This is a genomic window from Streptomyces sp. SAI-127, assembly GCF_029894425.1.
GTDB lineage: Bacteria > Actinomycetota > Actinomycetes > Streptomycetales > Streptomycetaceae > Streptomyces.
Genome location: NZ_JARXYJ010000001.1, coordinates 9,469,006 through 9,487,158, shown reverse-complemented (window position 1 = coordinate 9,487,158; position 18,153 = coordinate 9,469,006). Strand labels below are relative to the sequence as shown.

Annotated in this window: 14 protein-coding genes; 7 read left to right on the top strand and 7 right to left on the bottom strand. The window is 70.5% G+C overall.

The features are described 5' to 3' along the window. Positions 1-126: 126 nt before the first annotated feature. Entirely contained in the window at positions 127-714 is a 588-nt protein-coding gene (locus tag M2157_RS43420) for a hypothetical protein (protein WP_280867933.1), read from the bottom strand. 225 nt (positions 715-939) lie between these two features. On the opposite strand from M2157_RS43420, the gene M2157_RS43415 reads away from it, so the two are divergent. The 3 genes from M2157_RS43415 to M2157_RS43405 all read left to right on the top strand — a co-directional run bounded on the left by M2157_RS43415 (position 940) and on the right by M2157_RS43405 (position 4,024). Next, a complete protein-coding gene (locus M2157_RS43415; protein WP_280855659.1) occupies positions 940-1,641 on the top strand; it encodes a response regulator transcription factor in 702 nt (233 codons plus the stop codon). A gap of 135 nt (positions 1,642-1,776) precedes the next feature. Then, the gene (locus tag M2157_RS43410; RefSeq protein WP_280867932.1) at positions 1,777-2,754 is read left to right on the top strand and encodes a nitroreductase family protein; all 978 of its coding nucleotides are present in this window, start codon (positions 1,777-1,779) and stop codon (positions 2,752-2,754) included. A 397-nt stretch (positions 2,755-3,151) separates the two neighbouring features. Further along, the gene (locus tag M2157_RS43405) at positions 3,152-4,024 is read left to right on the top strand and encodes a universal stress protein (protein WP_280855660.1); all 873 of its coding nucleotides are present in this window, start codon (positions 3,152-3,154) and stop codon (positions 4,022-4,024) included. Between the two features lie 539 nt (positions 4,025-4,563). Here M2157_RS43405 and M2157_RS43400 read toward each other — a convergent pair. Further along, positions 4,564-5,286: a dienelactone hydrolase family protein gene (locus M2157_RS43400; protein WP_280867931.1), complete on the bottom strand. Its 723-nt coding sequence runs from the start codon at positions 5,284-5,286 to the stop codon at positions 4,564-4,566. 257 nt (positions 5,287-5,543) lie between these two features. Here M2157_RS43400 and M2157_RS43395 point away from each other — a divergent pair, with 257 nt between their 5' ends. Next, on the top strand, positions 5,544-6,422 hold the full coding sequence (locus M2157_RS43395; protein ID WP_280867930.1) for a potassium channel family protein: 879 nt from the start codon (positions 5,544-5,546) through the stop codon (positions 6,420-6,422). Positions 6,423-6,949: 527 nt separating this feature from the next. Here M2157_RS43395 and M2157_RS43390 read toward each other — a convergent pair. The 3 genes from M2157_RS43390 to M2157_RS43380 form a co-directional block, all read right to left on the bottom strand. Beyond that, entirely contained in the window at positions 6,950-8,410 is a 1,461-nt protein-coding gene (locus M2157_RS43390) for a UvrD-helicase domain-containing protein (protein ID WP_280867929.1), read from the bottom strand. A 793-nt stretch (positions 8,411-9,203) separates the two neighbouring features. Beyond that, complete coding sequence (locus M2157_RS43385) at positions 9,204-10,382, bottom strand: acyl-CoA dehydrogenase family protein (protein WP_280855662.1); 1,179 nt, start codon at positions 10,380-10,382, stop codon at positions 9,204-9,206. A gap of 96 nt (positions 10,383-10,478) precedes the next feature. Beyond that, positions 10,479-10,853 (bottom strand): ferredoxin, encoded by a 375-nt coding sequence (locus M2157_RS43380; protein ID WP_059208767.1) that lies wholly within the window; start codon positions 10,851-10,853, stop codon positions 10,479-10,481. A 107-nt stretch (positions 10,854-10,960) separates the two neighbouring features. Here M2157_RS43380 and M2157_RS43375 point away from each other — a divergent pair, with 107 nt between their 5' ends. Next, complete coding sequence (locus M2157_RS43375; protein WP_062050250.1) at positions 10,961-11,338, top strand: DUF6479 family protein; 378 nt, start codon at positions 10,961-10,963, stop codon at positions 11,336-11,338. A 69-nt stretch (positions 11,339-11,407) separates the two neighbouring features. On the opposite strand, the gene M2157_RS43370 is transcribed toward M2157_RS43375, so the two are convergent. Both M2157_RS43370 and M2157_RS43365 read right to left on the bottom strand, forming a co-directional pair. Further along, positions 11,408-13,141, bottom strand: coding sequence for a glycoside hydrolase family 15 protein (locus M2157_RS43370; RefSeq protein WP_280867928.1), 1,734 nt, complete (start codon positions 13,139-13,141; stop codon positions 11,408-11,410). 198 nt (positions 13,142-13,339) lie between these two features. Beyond that, the gene (locus tag M2157_RS43365) at positions 13,340-14,887 is read right to left on the bottom strand and encodes a DHA2 family efflux MFS transporter permease subunit (protein ID WP_280868352.1); all 1,548 of its coding nucleotides are present in this window, start codon (positions 14,885-14,887) and stop codon (positions 13,340-13,342) included. Between the two features lie 206 nt (positions 14,888-15,093). On the opposite strand from M2157_RS43365, the gene M2157_RS43360 reads away from it, so the two are divergent. Together M2157_RS43360 and M2157_RS43355 are read left to right on the top strand one after the other, a co-directional pair. Next, positions 15,094-16,089 carry an Lrp/AsnC family transcriptional regulator gene (locus M2157_RS43360; protein WP_280855664.1) on the top strand — a complete coding sequence of 332 codons (996 nt, stop codon included), beginning with the start codon at positions 15,094-15,096 and terminating at the stop codon, positions 16,087-16,089. A gap of 369 nt (positions 16,090-16,458) precedes the next feature. Further along, the gene (locus M2157_RS43355) at positions 16,459-17,832 is read left to right on the top strand and encodes a Tat pathway signal sequence domain protein (RefSeq protein ID WP_280867927.1); all 1,374 of its coding nucleotides are present in this window, start codon (positions 16,459-16,461) and stop codon (positions 17,830-17,832) included. Positions 17,833-18,153 lie beyond the last annotated feature (321 nt).

Sequence of the window (18,153 nt, the reverse complement as noted above, 5' to 3'; positions counted from 1 at the left end):
CGACCCTGCCGTCACACAGTAGGCGGCAGCCCTCGGGGAGCGAACCGGTTTCTCGATCAGGTGGCGGGTGTCAGCAGCCCGGCTCTTCTGCCGACTGACAAGCTCTGGACTGCCAGCGCGGAATCACTAGCTGGTCCTGCGTCCCCACTGAGGCCCCATCCGATCCCATTCGACGGCCCATTGGTCCGTGGCCTGCCGTTCGATCCGCAGACGCACCATCCGCCCGGCCGCCAGGATCAGCAGCCCGTCGACGAGGCCCGCCCCAGCGCCGGCCAGCCCGACACGTGCCGCTGCCTCCGCAGAGCTGATCGGCCCGGACACCAGGTGGCCCCGGCCGTCGGTCCACACCGTCACCGCCGAACCGGCCGCGGTCCCGGCGTTCACACTCGTCTCGCTGGTTCGTACGGTGCCGCCGGTGTCGGTCCAGCGCACCTCGGCCGTCACATGGTCGTATGTCACTCCGGTGGCCACGTCCTGCGTCGCGCTCGGCGCATCGCCCACCATCACGGCGGTCACCAGCCTTCGCTCCGCATGGTCGTGCTGGATCGCTCCGTCCACAGCCTGCGCAACAACCGCGCCGACAGCCGCTCCGCCGACGACCGCTGCGGCCCAGGTACCCAGAATGATCCTCGCCTCGACCACGTCGCTGTGCCGCCGCAGCGGATTACGCCGCCAACGCCACCACCGGACCTTCGTGCGCTGTGCCTTCCGCATCGGTCACACCCCCTCATGGGCAGAACCAGCCTGGGTGCCGCATGCAAGGTCTCACCGGTCGATCCTCTGGCAGCAGGGGCCGTCAGGGGATGAGCATGGGGTCGGTGAGGCACATTTCGATGCCGAGCGGGGCCGGTCGGCCCTAGTGCATCAGGGCCAGGCGGGCAATGATCGGCCTCACGGAAACCCGCAGCCCTTCCGCCACCGGGGAAACAAGGGGTCGTCATGACCGGGACACGCACCTTCACCGACCAGGATCCGATCCGTGTCTTCCTGCTCGACGACCATGAGGTCGTACGACGCGGCATCACCGACCTGCTCGACGCCGAACCGGACATCTCGGTGGTCGGCGACGCGGGCACGGTCGAGCACGCCCTCGTCCGCGGCCTGGCGCTGCGCCCGGACGTCGCCGTGCTCGACGTTCGGCTCCCGGACGGAGACGGCATCACGGTCTGCCGGGAGCTGCGAAACCAGATGCCGGAGCTGGCCTGTCTCATGCTGACCTCGTTCGACGACGAGGACGCACTGCTGGACGCCATCATGGCCGGCGCCTCGGGCTACGTCCTCAAGCAGATCAGGGGCACCGACCTGGTCTCGGCCGTGCGCACGGTCGCCTCGGGCCAGTCGATGCTCGACCCCGCGACCACGGCCCGCCTGATGCGCTCGCTGCGCGCCGACCCCGCCGAGACACCCGCCATGGCCCCCGAGCTTGCGAGCCTGTCCCCCCGCGAGCGGGACATCCTGGCCCTGATCGGCGACGGCCTGACCAACCGCGAGATCGGCAAGAAGCTCTACCTGTCGGAGAAGACCGTCAAGAACCACATCTCCCGGCTCCTGGCCAAACTCGGTGTCCAGCGCCGCGTCCAGGCCGCGGTCCTGGCCTCGCACCTGGAGCAGCCGGACGCCGGCGACCGCCCCGGAAAGTGAACTCCGACGGGGGACGACCAGGACCTATCCAGGGCCGGACGGCCCCTGCTCCTCCCGGCGTACGGGACTCCACGCTGGTTCGGTCACCGAGAAGCCCCGATGCCTCCCATGGCGCAGGGCGGGGAGGAGCCCCCGATGCGTACCACCGTCCTCGACGCGACGACCCTGGAGACGCTGGTCTCCGCAGCCGTGGCCGCACCGTCGATCCACAACACCCAGCCCTGGCGCTTCCGCCTCGACCCGGACACGCTCACGCTGGAGATCCGCGCGGCGACGCAACGCGGCCTGCGCCACATCGACCCGACCGGACGGGCCCTGCACGTGTCCGTTGGCTGCGCCCTATTGAACCTGCGGATAGGGGTCGAGCACTTCGGCTGGGAACCGGTGACGCGGCTGCTCCCGCGCCCCGCCGAGCCTGACCTGCTCGCCACCGTACGTCTCGGCGGTACGCCCAGGACTTCCTCGTGCACCTCGCTGTACGACGTGATCTGGCGTCGCCACAGCAGCCGATTCCCCTTCTCGGAACAGCCGCTACCCATCGCTGTGATCACCGAACTCACCGAAGCCGCGCACGCGGAAGGGGCCCGCCTGCACCACCTCTCCCCCCACCGGACCGACAGCGTCCTTCAGCTCACCAGGGAGGCAGAGCACCGCAACACCACCGATGCGGAGCGGGCCACGGATAGCCGCCGCTGGGTGGCAGAAGCAGACGGCACTGGCCTGGGCATGCCACCCGAGGTGCTCGGACCTCAGGACTACCGGGACCGCATCCCGATGCGGGACTTCGGTGCCCACCGCCACGCGGAGGTGCTCACAGCCCGAACCTTCGAGAGGCACCCGACGATCGCAGTGCTGTCCACGGCGCACGATCGCCGGACCGACTGGCTCCGCACGGGCCAAGCCCTCGAACGGGTCCTGCTCATCGCCACCGCTCACGGAGTTCGGGCGTCACTGCTGCACCAGGGACTGGAATGGCCTGACCTGCGCGAACAACTGGCTCCATCGGCGGATGCCCGCCCCTCTCACGCGCAGATGGTGATCCGCCTCGGGTACGGGCCCGAGGGACCCGCCTCACCCCGCAGCAACGAGCCCCTGCTGCGGGGAAGCGCTTGATGCAACTGATGGCTGCCGTGCTCCTCAATGACGGACCCCAGCCAGGTCGATCCGCTGGTCGAGATCGTGGGCGCACGCCGTTCGGGTCGGCCCCGCACCACCGGCAGCGGGCAGGCAGCTGGCGTGCGCGGCCATACACGGCCGGTGGAACCGAGCAGCAAGCTGTCGAACGCCCCCGGGGCCCCGGTTGCCGACCTTCCTAGGCTCCAGCAGGCCACAACACCCCGCATCAACCGGCCGCACATTACGTAGTCGGCGCCAGCCAGCCGGGGGCCGCACAGCCAGGCACCGCCAGACCGAGCGCTCGCGGAGCGGTGACGTGGCGGCTCCCGACGGCTGGGGTCACGCTGGAAGGACCGTGAGAGGACGGCGGCGACGGCAATCTCCTGGAGGTGCCATGAGCAGTGCGGACGGGCGTCGGGCGATCGTCGTGGGGGTCGACCCCGACCCCTCGAAGCGGCTGGCACTCGCCTGGGCCGTCGACGAGGCGGATCGCCGTGGCCTGCCGGTTCGGCTCGTGCACGCCCAAGGTGTGCCGACAGGTGGATACCGCACGGGTGAGGCACGGCCCTCCTGGGAGGAGTGGAACCGCACGCTGCACGAAGCGGGTACCGAGTCCCTCAAGGAGGCGGTCGCCTTCGTCGAGTCCCGGCGGCCAACGGTGGAGGTCTCGACGGTGCTGGCGGAAGGAGAGCCGGCGTGGGTTCTGCGCGAGGAGGCACGGGACGCCTCCCTGGTCGTGGTGGGCTCCTGGCATCTGAGCACCCGGCGCGAAATGTTCACCTCCGCCTCCGTGGCGCTCCCGCTCTCCGCACACGCTCCCTGCCCGGTCGTCGCCGTTCCGGAGCCGGAGCACATCACCCAGGAGCCCGCGTACTTCGTCGTCGGCGTCGATGGCAGCCCGCATGCCGCCGCGGCGGTGGACTGGGCGTTCGATGAGGCCGCCCTGCGCGGAGCAGTCCTCAGGGCTCTGTACGTGTGGCATCCGCCGCTCCTGGGTGTCCGCGACGAGGACACGGCGGTGCGGGAATGCCGCCGCGTGCTGTCCGAGACGGTCGCGGGCCGCACCGCGACGCACCCGGAAGTCGAGCTGCACCACGAAGTCGTCCTTGGCCACCCCGTGCGGGTCCTGACAGAAGCATCCGAACACGCCCTCGGCCTGGTCGTGGGAACCCGCGGGCACGGCGGGTTCACGGGCATGCTGCTGGGCTCGGTGAGCCAGGGAGTACTGCACCACGCCCACTGCCCCGTCATCACGGTCCCGGTGTGAGGAGGCACCGAACGGCCCCCTCCCCTGCCCCGGACGGGGGCGCCGCCGAACGGCGGTGGTGCGCCGACGGGACGGCCGCCGAACTCATTGGAGTCCGTGATGGAAACCGCACGCGAGGGGCCCCCGCGATCCCGAGCGGTTCCGCCCGAACCGAGGTCGTGGCGCCAGGCGGGAGGGCGCGGCAGAAGGACGATCCGGCCGAGCTGGACTGGGACGCCTACCGGCCAGCCCGGTGTCGGCAGCAGCGGCCGGACCTCAGCCCACTCCGCGTCCGTCATGTCCGTCGGGTACCGGCGCAGTTCGGGCCGGTCGGCCGCGTTGCCGTACAGGTGCGCGAGGCAATCACACGTTGGAGCGGCCGAGTCGGATTACCTTGCCATCGACACGGAAGAATGCGGCACCGGTGCCTCCTGGTGCTCTGGATTCGACACCCACGAGCTGTTCAGGAAGCCCCGTCTTCATGCCTTGCCACGACCAGATCGCCCGACCGGGAACCCGCGTTCGACTGCCACCACTCAAGGTCGAAAAACAAAAGCTACTTACGTCTTCAGGTGCGCATTGAAGAAGGCGACGATGCGGCGGCGGGCATCTTGGGCGGAGGGCTCGTGGTAGCGGGTCCCAGAGATCTTGCTCAGCACCACCGTCAGCGCTGTCATGTCGGAGGGCGGGTGGTTGTTGAGAAACCCATGGCCGGCATCGGGATAGACCTTGACGTCGTGTTCCACCCCGTTGGCGGTCAAAGCCTGCTCCAGTTGACCGGCGGCGCGGCGTCCCATCGGCGAGCGGTCCTTGCCGCCATAGCTGGCTACGACCGGACAGGCCCCCGCCAGCAGCCGCTCGGCGTCCTTCGGACAGCCGCCATAGTTGCTGCTGGAGGCAGCAAACCCTCGGCCGGGGGCCAGTGCCAGGGCATACCCACCGCCCATGCAGTAGCCGATCACCCCGATTCTGCCGGTGCACCAGTCGTGGTTGGCCAGCCAGGCACGAGCGGCTTCGATGTCGTCGAAGGTGCGTCCCTGCCGGGTGTCCAGTTCGCGGACGATGGTGCGCAGGCAACGCAGCATGCCGCCCCACCAGTATTGGTCCGGAGCGGCGGCCAGGTAGCCCTCGTCGGCCAGCCAGTCGGCCTGGTTGCGCGTGTCTTGACTCATCCCCCCGAAGTCGTGCAGCACCACCACCCCCGGCCAAGGCCCCTGTCCGGCTGGAGTGGCCACGTAGGCCGGCATCGCTCCCCTGGGGGTGGCGATCTTCACCTCGGCCATGAGACCTCCCGTCCGTTGCCGCCAACCGTAACCCGGTCATGTCCGCGCTGTGCTGCGCTGCGGGACCCAAGGATTGATACTGCGGCATTGAGGCCTGCTTGTGCTGTGGATTCGACATTCACGAGCTATTCAGGAGGCCCGCCGCGTCTTCATGCCATGACCACGGCAGATACCGAAACGGAACCCGCCGTCGGCCGCCACCGCTCAAGAGCGGAAAGACAACAGCTTCTTATGAGACAAGCCGTAGGGAGACACGAATGAAGTGGTTGGTGTCGCTTGTCGGCGCCGCGCTCGTCATGGTCACCTTGCGGGACCTGTTCCATACGCTGTGGCACCCCACCCGGCACGGTGGTCTGAGCCGCCTCGTGATGACAGCGCTGTGGCGACTTGCCCGGCGTTTTCGTGCACCCGGGCGCGTAGTGGGGCTCGTCGGGCCGCTCGCCATGGTGACGGTCGTGGGCATGTGGGCCGTCATGGTCGTCCTTGGCTGGGCGATCGTCTACTGGCCCCACATGCCGGGGGCATTCACGTTCTCCCCCGGTTCCAGGGCGGCGCAGGAGCCGGCGCTGCTCGATGCCCTGTACCTGTCGCTCGTCACGGTGGCCACCCTCGGGTTGGGCGACATCGCGCCGGCCGAGGGATGGCTCCGTCTGGTCTCACCGCTCGAAGCCCTTGTCGGTTTCGCCCTCCTGACGGCCACCGTCTCCTGGGTATTGGAGATCTACCCGGCGCTGACCCGCAGGAGGGTCCTGGCCATCCGACTGGCTCTGCTGCGCGACGCGGATCCGGCAACGCGGCAGATCGACTGCACCTCGGGGGCACTGCTGCTGGACAGCCTGTCCACTGAAGTCGTGCGGGTCCGCATCGACTTCACCCAGTACGCCGAGGCGTACTACTTCCATGACGGGGAGGACCATTCGTCGCTGGCGGCCATGATCGGTTACGCCGCCGTGCTGGCCCAGCGCGGGGAGGCGGCTGGACGGCCGGAGGTGCGACTGGCCGGCACCCTGCTCGCCGGGGCGCTGAAAGACCTCGCCGACATCCTCGACCAGCGTTTCCTCCGTACGGGCGGCCCGCCGACGGAAGTGTTCGCCGCGTATGCCGCCGACCACGGCCGCGACGGCGCTCAGTCTTGAGCGAGCAGCCTGCCTCCCGCCAGGACCTGATGGGTGTGGAGCCTCTGTCTCTCACAGATCTGGTGATCGCCTATGCCCTGTCCGGCCCAGGCCATGAAACGTCATACGGCTCCGAACGCGATTGAGACCGTAACGGCCGCTGTGTGGCGCCCGCTGTCGGCCAGTACGTCGTCGAGCGGACCGCCACGCGATGAGGTGTCGGCCTGTTCCCCCGCAGGCGCAAGGGCGGAGAGGAGCCGCCACTGGCCAGGAGGACGAGACCGTCTCGCGCAGCCTGGCCCGCCCCGTCAGATCAGTCTTCGCCGGTGTCCGCATGACCGCAGCGTAACCAGCGACCGTGACCGTTACCGGGCATGTCTTCGATGGGCTGTACGAGTGCTTCCGGCAGGCGAGGTCGCTGGGCCGCGAACCGGCCTGACGGAACGGGATTCAGGAGATCACGCCTTCTCAAGGTGGCTCTGCCAGAGCCAAAAATCACAGCGATTGGCCCAGTTACGGGTCCGCCTTGTGCGTCGGTTTGTCAGGCGTCATCGAAAGGCTGGTTGGTTCTCGATCCATGCGAGCCCTCCGAGGTCCAGTTGATGCCGGGCGCGAGTGACGGCGACGTAGGCGAGACGGGCGTCCGTTTCGCTGACAGGTTCCGGGATCGGGTGGCCCCTGTCGTCCAGTTGATCGCTGTCCGGCGGCGGCAGAAAGTCGTCGGCAATTCTGACCTCGAGCCATTCTCGGCCTTTTGCCTTGTGAGCGGTGGAAACCGTCACCTCGGCTTTGTCTTCGCCGGTCAGCGCGTTGACGGCCGCGATGATGGCTTCGGGCCCGTGGGTGTCGACGAGCTCCACGAACGGCTGGAGATCTCGGCCGGCGGGATCGTATTCCGCGTACTCCTGCAATTCACCCCATGAGGCGAAGAGCACCAGTTCGGGATGGGATGTTCGTCGGCCCTCCTTGAGATCCCGGGCGGCGCGCGCCAGCGCGAGAAGTGTCTGCCCGCCCCGGGCCAGAGCTACCCGGCGGCCGGTTTCCAACTGCCCTATGACTTCGGTCATGGCGCCGATGTTGGTGCGCCACAGCACCGCGTTCGGACGCGTGACCTGGCCGACCTTCGTGGGAATGGTGTCGGAACCGGTCAGCCGGATCGGCGCGTCGGTGAGCGCGAGCCACCGGTTGGCTTGTTCGGCGAGGAGCGGGCCGAAGCGGAAGGAGCGGGTCAATGTGAGGTGGGTGGCGTCGAAGCCTGTCATCACGTCCCGGGCCCCGCGCCACCCGTAGATGGCCTGGGCGGAGTCGCCGACCATGACCAGCTGGGCGTGACCGCGCTGGGCGGCGAAGACCTGCTCCAAGACGGGATTGGTGTCCTGGGCCTCGTCGAGGAGGAGGAAGTCGGCCTGGATCTTCGGCTCGGTCAGGGCCCACATCTTCAGGTAGTGGTCGTGTTCGAAGCGGACCACGCCGTCATCGGGATTCTGCAGATCCTTCCATGCCTTTCCGACGAACGGCATGACGGCTTCCACGAGTTGGGCACGCTCGTTCGGAGTAACCAGCCTGCGGAGCGCCGGCACGTGGTGGGGAGCCGGGACTTTGTCGGCGGACTGGCAGAAGCGGGTGACCGTACGCAGCACAGTGTGGGACAGGGTCCGGTGGCTGATCTCGTGGTCACCGATGCGGACGGGGGATCCGACGCCGAGGGCGTGCCCGATCCGCCAGGCCGGCTGGCGCGGGCTGCTGAGCCGACGGGCGAACTGGTGGCCGACGGCTGCGAAGGCAGTAGCGTGCGCTGTCCTGCACTGCATGGAGCGCGGGAACCGGGCGGCGGCGTCGTCGGCAATGTCCTTGTTGAAAGCGAGATAGCGGCCTCGGCGTCGAGTACTCGCGGCCAGCAGCCCCAGCGTGCTGGTCTTGCCAGTGCCGGCGCCCGCCTGCAGCACCAAGTGGTGGCCCTCCCGGAAGGCGTCGACGGCGTGGGCCTGTTCGTCGGTCGGCGTGTGCAACAGGAGCTCCGCGGTGCAGAAGGGTCAAGGGGTCGTACGTGCGGCGCTTCGCGGCCTGTCGTCCACGTCGCTTGAGGAGTTCGAAGTTGGGCGCTGGTGGTCGAGCAAGGCACGTGCCGCGCAGGCGAGTACGGCTTCAGGGGTGTGATGGGCGAGGAGGCCCTCGAGCTGGGTGGTCAGGAGCCAGGTGCGAGCTCTCTGGTCCCGTCCAACTGCTTCCACGGCGGTTCGGGCTACGAAGTCTGCGGGCTTCCGCCCTTGAGCTGTCGCGGCCTGGCCGATCACGGAGCGCATGGCGCGGGTGAACGCGACGTTGAGCAGGACATGGCCCGATGCGTCGGGGTAGCGGGACGTCAAGACGTCGATGGGCAGGAGCCGATCGAGTTCGCAGCGGAGTGACCGCAACGCGCGTCCCGGTGACTTGGCCGTGCGCACAGCCATCAGGCGGGTCCAGGCCGCGTTCGTCGCGAGCGGCACCCTCCGACAGGCTCTTTGCGGCTCCGCTCGGGTAACCGGCCTCGTGAGAATGATTTCTACGGCGTGCTGCCTTCTCATCGCCGGGCCGCCTTCTGCGCTCCACCGCCAGGATGTGGCCGGCGGCTGTGAGTGGGGAGGCGTCGCTGTACGTGCGCGTGGTGGACGAGCGGGTCGAAGGGTTCCCAGTCAGTGAGTGCCAGGTCCGCGGCTGTTGGGGTTTCCGCGTGCTGGGGGGCAGCGCTGTGTTCGCCAAGGGCTTCCGTCGCGGCAGCGTCTCCCGGCGGAGCCAGGTCCACAAAATCCTCGTCACAGCAAGCTATCGCCGTACCCGCGGCATACCCAGACCGATCCACGAGATGATCTCCCGCTGGATCTCGTTGTTGCCCCCGCCGAAGGTGAAGATCACCGCCGAGCGGTAGCCACGTTCCAGCTCGCCGTGGAGGACATCACCCGCAGAGCCCTCCTTCAGTGCGCCGGCCGCCGCGACGATCTCCATGAGCCACGCGTAGGCGTCCCGGCGGGCCTCGGAGCCGTAGACCTTGACCGCGGAGGCGTCCTGCGGGGTGAGGGTGCCGTCCTCCACGGCGCCCACCATCCGCCAGTTCAGGAGCTTGAGCGCGTCGAGGCGGGTGTGGGTCTGGGCGAGGCGGCGGCGCACCCACGGCAGGTCGATCACGCGGCGGCCGTCGGCGAGCTTGGTCTCCATGGCCCAGCGCTGCACGTTCTGCAGGGCGCGGATCGCCATGGTGCCGTGGGCGGCGAGGGTGACCCGCTCGTGGTTGAGCTGGTTGGTGATCAGCCGCCAGCCCTGGTTCTCCTCGCCGACCCGGTGCGAGACGGGGACGCGGACGTTCTCGTAGTAGCTGGCCGTGGTGTCGTGCGAGGCGAGGGTGTTGATGACGGTGCAGGAGTAGCCGGGGTCGGTGGTCGGCATCAGGAGCATGGTGATGCCCTTGTGCGGCGGGGCGTCCGGATCGGTGCGCACGGCGAGCCAGACCCAGTCGGCGGTGTCGCCGTTGGTGGTCCAGATCTTGTGCCCGTTGACGACGTACTCGTCGCCGTCCCGCACCGCGCGCGTCTTCAGGGAGGCCAGGTCGGTACCCGCGCCGGGCTCGCTGTAGCCGATCGCGAAGTCGATCTCCCCGGAGAGGATGCGCGGCAGGAACCAGGACTTCTGCTCCTCGGTGCCGTACCGCATGATCGTCGGTCCGACGGTGTTGAGGGCCATCAGCGGCAGCGGTACGCCGGCCTGGGCGGCCTCGTCGAAGAAGATGAACTGTTCCATGGCGGTCAGGCCGCGGCCGCCGTACTCCTTGGGCCAGCCGACGCCGAGCCAGCCGTCCGTTCCGAGGCGCCGGATGGTGTCACGGTAGAAGCGCTTCTGGGCGTCGCGGTCGGTGAAGCGGGCGTGCGCGTTGTCCGGGACGAGCTCGGCGAAGTAGGTGCGCAGTTCGGTGCGCAGCCGCTGCTGCTCGGGTGTGTGGTCGAGATGCACGGCGCCTCCAGGGCTCCCCTGAACCGGTCCTGACGGCGCACACCGTAGAACGTGTTCCAGAAATTGGGAACGGCCAGGAGGGCTCCATAGGCTCTTTCAGACGAGGGTCGCCATGAAGTCCGTGCACGCCTGGGCGCACTCGCGGCACGCCTTGGCGGCGTCCTCGGCGCCGGCATGCCGGTCAAGGACCTGCGCGCACTCCAGGCAGACCGACCGGCACCATTCCAGCTGGACACGGATGCCGGCCTCGTCGAGATGGTTGTCCTCGGACAGCACACGGCAGGTGGCGTCGCACACCTCGGCGCACATGATGCCCTTGCGTCGCAGTAGTTCCTGCTCCTCGGTCCCGTCCGGATCGACCAGGCTCGCACGCAGCGCACAGGCCCGCGCGCACTCGGTGCACGCCTGGGCGCACGCGAAGCGGTCCTCCAGGAACCGGAAGAGCTCCTGCTGGGAAGTCGAAGTCGTCACACCAGGCGGGTAGCCTCGCTCCGAGCAGCCAAACCCGGTGTTCCCGGGGTTTCCTCCGTCCGGAGGACGAGTCGGTTCACCCGGGGTGCCAGGGGTACTCGCGTGGCATGAACCAAGCCCTGAACACCGAATGGATGGACATGGCCGCGGGCCGGGGCGCCCTTGCGGCGGGAGTGATCGCGGCGGGTGTCGTGGTCGTGGCCGTGCTGATCGGCGCCTTCTGGCTGGGTATCCGCGTCAAGCGCCGCGAGTCGCCGCCGCCCACCCCCGAGGAACAGCCGAGGCTGCCGGAGGGCGGACCGGTCCGTGAGGTCAGGGAGAACCGGGAGCCCGACGAGGTGCCCAGGAGCGACACCCGGTTGACCCCGCACGAGCTTCCGGGCCACGGCAACAGTCCGACCCGGACGGGCCCGGCAGGAGAGCGGCCTCGTTGGAACGAGGGCAGCAGCGGCTCGTTCGGCAGTGGCGGGCCGGGGGGCGGCTGACCTCCACAGCCGTATCGTCGCCCCAACCGTCCAGGACACGTCTGGAACAGCTGGAGGCGGGCGCGCGGCTCACTCACCGAGCCGGGCGGCCGTCTCCAGCAGCAGTGCGTGGACGAAGGCCTGCGGGAGGTTGCCGCGCAGCTGGCGCTGGGCGATGTCGAACTCCTCGGCGTACAGGCCGGACGCGCCGCAGGCACCGCGGTTGCGTTCGAACCAGCGGTACGCCTCGACGGTCCGGCCCTGCTGGTGTTCGGCGAGCGCCATGACGAACCCGCACAGCAGGAAGGCACCCTCGGCCTCTTCCAGAGGGCGCTCGTCGTGGCGGAAGCGGTAGAGGAAGTGCTCGTCGGCCAGTTCGCGGCGGCACGCGGCGAGGGTGGCCCGGGTGCGCGGGTCGGCGGCGGGCAGGGCGCCGCGCACTCCGGGCAGCAGCAGGGCGGCGTCCACCGATGGGTCGTCGGGGGTGCGCTGCCAGTGGCCGTCGGGGTGGAGGCAGGTTCGCCCGGCGGCGTCGAGGAGGGTGTCGGCCAGGGCGGTGCAGGTGTCGGCGAGTGGACGGCGGGGCGCCGCGGCGGCCACGGCCCGTAGACCGGCGACGCAGATGAGCCTGCTGTGGGTCCAGAGCCGGTCGCTCAACTCCCAGATACCGGCGTCCGGTTGGCGCCAGCGGTCGGCGACGGCCCGCACGGCGGTCTCGACGGCCTTCCAGTGCCCCTCGTCGAGACGCCCGTGGCGTTCGGCGGCCGCGAGCAGCAGCAGGGCCTCGCCGAAGCAGTCGAGCTGGAACTGCTCGCCGACCTGGTTGCCGACGCGGTCGAAGCCGCCGGGGTATCCGGGCAGGTCGAGTTCGCGCTGGGCGGGGACCGGGTCGCCGTGCACGGTGTAGGCGGGCACCAGGCTAGGGCCGTCCGCGTGCAGGCGTGCGGTGACGAAACAGACGGCGGCGTCGAGGAGGTCGTGGGCTCCTACGGCGGCAGCGGCCTGTCCGGCGTAGCTCTGGTCGCGGATCCACACGTACCGGTAGTCGTAGTTGCGGCCCTCCTCGGCGCGCTCGGGCAGGCTGGTCGTCGCCGCCGCGACCATGCCCCCGCCACGGGTGGTGAGGCCGCGCAGGACGGCGCACGCCCGCCGCGCGTCTCCGGGTGCGACGGTGTCGTCGAGCGCGGGGACCGTCTCGTGCCAGGCCGCTTCGGTCGCCGCCCAGGCCTGCTCAGGCTGCGGAAGGCCGGCGGGCAGTGGGGCTACGGCGCACTCCAGGACCAGTTCATGCCGATCGCCTGGCTTCAGCTCGATGTCGGCGGTGAGACCGCGCTCCCCGGCGACGGCCTGTGGGGCGCCCTGCCAGCGCAACCGGTGCCTGCCCGTGCGTAGTTCCCATACTCCCTCGTCGCTGCGGCGGACGGACTCGACCGGAGCTGTGCCGTACCCGCTGTGCGGGTCGAGGAGCACGGAGAGGCGGGCCGGCCCGTCGACCGCGCGCAGCTGCCGCAGCAGGACGAACCGGTCCGGGTCGCCGGGGAAGGCCAGCGCCTCACGGCACTCGACGATTCCGCCGTCGGTGACCCAGCGGCTGCGCCAGATGAGCGTGCCCTCTTCGTAGTAGCCACCGAAGACGTACCGGCCGGTGGGAGTGATGGCGTACGCGCCCCGTCCCCCGACCAGGTCGCTGAAGACAGCCTCGTCGTGCCAGGCGGGCGCACACAGCCACCCGATGGCGCCGTCGGGCCCGATGAGCGCCCCACGCTCTCCGTCGGCCAACAGCGCGTAGTCGTGCAGCGCATGGGGCGAGAAGGGGGAGCTCATGGCGCACGGGTACCCAGGGGGCGGGGAGGTCAACGGTGGTGGCGGAGGGCGGGGCGGGCGGGGGCGGGGACAGGGGGTACGGGGGCACCGGCCCCACCACCCAGTCCAGGCCGACGCCCAGACAACACCGCAACCCGCTGCAGCAACGCCCCGCCAACGCACACCGCTGGACCGGCCCCCACCACCCACCCCGGCCCGTCACACCTCAACCACCTCGACGGACGCCGCACCCCCCGCCCCACCCGACGCGGCGATCTGCGTGTGGCCCGCCCCCGCAGTCCGGGGCCGGCGCAGCAGCACGACGGCCACCACCGCGGCCAGCAGTGTGAGCGACCCCGCGACCGTCAGGCACAGCCGCAGCCCGTCCAGGAAGGCCTCCCCCAGGGCCCCCATGACGTGCCCCGTGTCCGCACCGAGGTCGAGCCCGGCGACCGCGCCCAGGCCTCCTTGGTCAGCCGCGGTCTCGATCCGCTCGCCCGCCGTCCCGGTCACCCCGGCGTCGGCGAGGTGAGCCGGGAAGCTGTCCAGTGCCCGCGTGGTCAGCAGCGCCCCCAGGACGGCCGGGCCGAGCGCACCGCCGAGCTGGCGGAAGGCGTTGTTGCCCGCCGCGGCCATACCGGCCAGGTGATGCGGCACGGAGGCCACGGCCGTCGCGGTCATCGGCGTCATGACGGCCCCCATTCCCAGCCCCAGCGGCGCCAGCCGCCAGGCCAGCGAGACGAAGGAGGTGTCCGCGCCGACACCGGTCAGCGAGAACAGCGAGGCGGAGACGACCAGCAGACCGACCGTGATCAGCACGCGCGCGGAGACCCGGTGCATGAGGCGTCCGACGGGCCCGCCGACCAGGATGGAGCAGGCGGTCACCACCAGCATCCGCCAGCCCGCCTGCAGGGTGTCGAGATGCTGCACCATCCCGAAGTAGAGGCTGAGCAGGAAGAAGAAGCCGATCAGTGCGAGAAAGGCGATCATCGCGACGAGCGTGGTCGCGGTGAAGGCCGGGCTGCGGAACAGCGCGAGGTCGAGCATCGGGCTGTCGCTGCGCCGCTCGGCGAGCACGAAGGCGACACCGGCCACGACGGCCACCGCGAGGGCCGTCAGCACCTTCGGGGCGGTGAAGGAGTCGGCGCCGCCCTCGATGACGCCGTAGACCAGGGCGGTGACCGCCAGCGTGGCGGTGATCTGGCCGGGCCAGTCCAGCCGCCGCTCGTAGGGCGCGCGCGAGTCGGTCAGCAGCCGTGCCGCGAAGACGGTCGCGAGCAACGAGACGGGGATCGCCAGCAGGTAGATCCAGCGCCAGGCGAAGTGGTCGAGGATCACTCCGGCGACGATCGGTCCGACGGCCAGCGCCGCCATGAGCGAGGTGGCCCACAGGCCGATGAACTTTCCGCGCTCCCGAGGGTCGGGCACCGCGTGACTGATCAGCGCCAGCGTGATGGGCAGCAGCGTGGCCGCGCCGAGTCCGGCGAGGGCCTGCCCGATCCACAGCACCCGCACCGACTGTGCGGTGAGCGCGACGACGGCACCGGCCGCGGAGAACAGCAGCCCTGCCTGGAACACCTTCTTGCGCCCGTGGACGTCGCCGACGACACCTGCGGTCAGGATGAACGCGGCCATGGGCAGGACGAACGCGTCCTGGACCCATGACAGTTGGGCGGTCGTCGCGCCGAGCGCCGACTGGATCGCGGGCAGGCTCACGGCGACCGTGGTGACCGGCAGATAGGCGACGAAGGCGCCGAGGCAGGCCATGACGAGCGTGGCCGCCCGCCGGTCCGCCGACCCGGTTGCCGGAGTCGTGACATTCACGGGGGACTCTCCTCTACGGCGACGCGCGCCGCGGTCGTTCAGTGGTTCTCTGGCGCCAGCATCGGTGACAGCGAGCCGGATCCCCAACGCCACAGCCACAAGTGGACATAAACATCCACGCAGACCCATCTCGATGACAGACTTCCCTCATGCCCGATGAGATCGACAGAAAAATCCTCCGTGCCCTGCACTACTCCCCCCGTGCCTCCTTCCGGCTCATCGGCGAGGTCGCCGGAGTGTCGGAGCAGACCGCCGCCCGCCGCTACCAGGCCCTGCGGCGCGACGGGGTGATGCGGGTGGTCGGCCTGATCAACCCGGAGGCGCACGGCCAGGCCCGCTGGATCACCCGCATCCGCTGCCGTCCCGACCGTGTCGCCCCGCTCGCGGACGCCCTCACCCGCCGGCCCGACATCGCCTACGTCGGTCTCGCCTCCGGTGGCTCCGAGATCATCTGCATGATCCGCTCAGCGTCCGACGCCCCTCGCGACGACGTCCTGCTGCGGCAGTTGCCCAAGACGGCCTCCGTGCTGGACGTCAGCATCGACCTGCTGATCCACACCTTCGGCACGGTCGGCCTCTCCGAGTGGGGCGGCTACGGCGGCCACCTCACCCCCGACCAGGTGAGCCTGCTCACCGCGGACCGGCCGCCCGCGCCCAGCGGCGCCCACCACCCGCCCACCGCGGAGGACGCCCCGCTCCTCGAAGCCCTCGCCGAGGACGGCCGTACCACCCACACCCGGCTCGCCGAACTCACCGGCTGGTCGAAAGCTCGCGTCGCCCGCCGGCTCGACGCCCTGGAGTCCTCGGGTGCCCTCTCCTACGACGTCGACCTGCTCGCCGAGCGCTTGGGTCACCACCTCAACGCCACGCTCTGGCTGCGGGTCGCCCCGGCTCACCTGCACCGTGTCGGCGAGGAGTTGGCCGGACACGACGAGGTGGCCTTCGTCGGCGCCATGAGCGGCGACCACAACATCATGGTCGTCGCCACCTGCCGTGACGCGGAGGACTTCTACCGCTACCTCACGACCCGCGTTGCGGCCGTCCCCGGCATCGACGCCTACAGCGTCAGCATCCGCGTCCGCCGCCTCAAGCAGGCCGCTTCCCTCATCTCCCACGGCAGGCTGGTCCCTCTGGGCCCGGCGTGAAGGCGCGCCGAGGTCAGCACAAGGGCTGGGGGAAGCGCGACGGCAGCTGTCATGGGGACGTCCCCGTTCAGCAGTCCGGCGCGCTCACAGGGTCGGATGGCGCCGCCTGCTGATCGATTCTTGATCGCGTCCCCTCGCCCGGCATCGGCCGTTCGGCCGGGAACCGCCGCCGATGGCACGGCGCCCGCTCGGCCGAATGACCGAGGCGGACCTCGCCGACGCCTGAGCCCCCTCGCGCGGTCGCCGCTTCTTCCGGGCGCCAACTGCTGTTCGGAGCACAAGCGTTGACCCGCCCCTGAGGCGACAGCAGAATGATCCCGCCACTTTGAGAGCGCTCTCACGCTGTGCTCGCACCTCCCGAGGAGACCCATGACCGGCCGACCCCGCCCACCCCTCAGCCGCCGTACGCTCATCGGGACAGGTCTCGGTGTCGCGGTCCTCACCGCGACCGGCACCGGCACGGCCCGCGCCGCGCAGCACACCTCCGCGACCTCCGCGCCACACCGCGCGCAGGCCTTCCTCGCCGCCGCCATGGACGCCTACCCGGACCACGGCACGATCCGGCTCACCCAGAGCTACACGGACCAGGCGGGACTGTTCAGCACGGCGTTCACGTACGACAACGCCCTCGCGATCCTGGCCCATCTCGCGTGCCCCGCGGGCGAGTCGCGGGCCGTGGCCCTCGGTGACGCGCTGCTGTACGCCCAGGCCCACGACCCCGTGTACGACGACGGCCGACTGCGGCAGGCCTACAACGTCGGGCCGTACACCTTCTACGACGGCTCCCCGCAGCCGGACGGGTTCGTCAAGGCGGACGGCACGGCCAACGTCGGTACACAGTTCGGCTTCACCGGGACCGCCGTGGGCGACATGGCGTGGGCGGGTATCGCGCTCGGCGCGCTCGCCGGGCGCACCGGTGAGCGGCGCTTCCTCACCGGCGCGGTGCGGATCGGCGAGTGGATCGAGCGGGTGGGGCGGACCGACGAGCCGCTGGGCGGCTACAAGTTCGGGGTCAACGGGGCCGACGAGAAACTGCCGTTCACCTCGACCGAGCACAACACCGACCTGATCGGCCTGTTCGGACGGCTCGCCCGGCTGACCGGGGACAAGGTCTGGCGGGAGCGCCGTGCGCGGGCCCGAGCCTTCGTCGAGAAGATGTGGGAGCCGTCGGGAGGCTTCTTCTACACGGGCACCAACGACGGCGTGACGATCAACAAGTCCCCGATCCCGGAGGACACCCAGACCTGGACCCACCTCGCCCTCGCCTCCCCGGCCCACGCCCGCTCCCTGGACTGGGCCGCCACCGAGCTGGCCGTGCTGGACACGGCCGACCGCCCCAACAGCACGGTTCCCTCCGGTCAGTCCTACGAAGGCGTCACCTTCAGCTCGGCGAGCCTGCTGGCGAACGAAGGTGTCCCGATCGCGGACGGCCAGCCCAGGCCGGACCGCAACGGCGTCTGGTTCGAGGGCACCGCCCACCTCGCCCTCGCCCTGCGCCACCGGGGACACTCCGGCGACGAGAAGCGCGCCCGCCGCCTGCTCGGCTCGATCGATCGTGCTCAGGACCTCCTCGGCGCCGCCCAGACCGTCGGTGGCACGGCCCTTCCCGCCCGCTCCGGGGTCGTCTCGGCGAGCAGCCCGCTCGACACCGGTTTCGGGTTCGGCTACTACCCCTACCGGCACGCCGGCGCCACCGCCTGGTACCTCCTGGCCGCGGCCCGCGCCAATCCCCTGCGGGCCTGACTCCCCGCCCGGTCACCACGGGGTCGACCGGCGGCGCGCGTCCTCGAGTTCGGCGGCGCGCCGCTTGCCGCCCCGCGGAGTTCGGCCGCCACCACGGCATGGTCGCCGAGGCCGGGGCGCGACGGCCGACGGCTCTGCCGCGCGCCAGGCGGCACGGAACGGCGGCACAGACCAGCAGTCCGCTGCCGACGGCTGCCGTCGGCTGATCGATCGCTCTGCCCTGCCCTGCCCTGGCCTGGCCTGCCCTGGCCTGCCCTGCCCTGGCCTGCCCTGGCCTGCCCTGGCCTGCCAGGTCAGCGTGGCGGCACCCGCGCCGGTGAT

Bases quoted from the DNA above. Each gene is read 5' to 3' on its own strand.
- M2157_RS43410 (WP_280867932.1), top strand. From the start codon at position 1,777: ATGCGTACCACCGTCCTCGACGCGACGACCCTGGAGACGCTGGTCTCC.
- M2157_RS43400 (WP_280867931.1), bottom strand. From the start codon at position 5,286: ATGGCCGAGGTGAAGATCGCCACCCCCAGGGGAGCGATGCCGGCCTAC.
- M2157_RS43405 (WP_280855660.1), top strand. From the start codon at position 3,152: ATGAGCAGTGCGGACGGGCGTCGGGCGATCGTCGTGGGGGTCGACCCC.
- M2157_RS43365 (WP_280868352.1), bottom strand. From the start codon at position 14,887: ATGGCCTGCCTCGGCGCCTTCGTCGCCTATCTGCCGGTCACCACGGTC.
- M2157_RS43420 (WP_280867933.1), bottom strand. From the start codon at position 714: ATGCGGAAGGCACAGCGCACGAAGGTCCGGTGGTGGCGTTGGCGGCGT.
- M2157_RS43360 (WP_280855664.1), top strand. From the start codon at position 15,094: ATGCCCGATGAGATCGACAGAAAAATCCTCCGTGCCCTGCACTACTCC.
- M2157_RS43355 (WP_280867927.1), top strand. From the start codon at position 16,459: ATGACCGGCCGACCCCGCCCACCCCTCAGCCGCCGTACGCTCATCGGG.
- M2157_RS43370 (WP_280867928.1), bottom strand. From the start codon at position 13,141: ATGAGCTCCCCCTTCTCGCCCCATGCGCTGCACGACTACGCGCTGTTG.
- M2157_RS43395 (WP_280867930.1), top strand. From the start codon at position 5,544: ATGAAGTGGTTGGTGTCGCTTGTCGGCGCCGCGCTCGTCATGGTCACC.
- M2157_RS43415 (WP_280855659.1), top strand. From the start codon at position 940: ATGACCGGGACACGCACCTTCACCGACCAGGATCCGATCCGTGTCTTC.
- M2157_RS43375 (WP_062050250.1), top strand. From the start codon at position 10,961: ATGAACCAAGCCCTGAACACCGAATGGATGGACATGGCCGCGGGCCGG.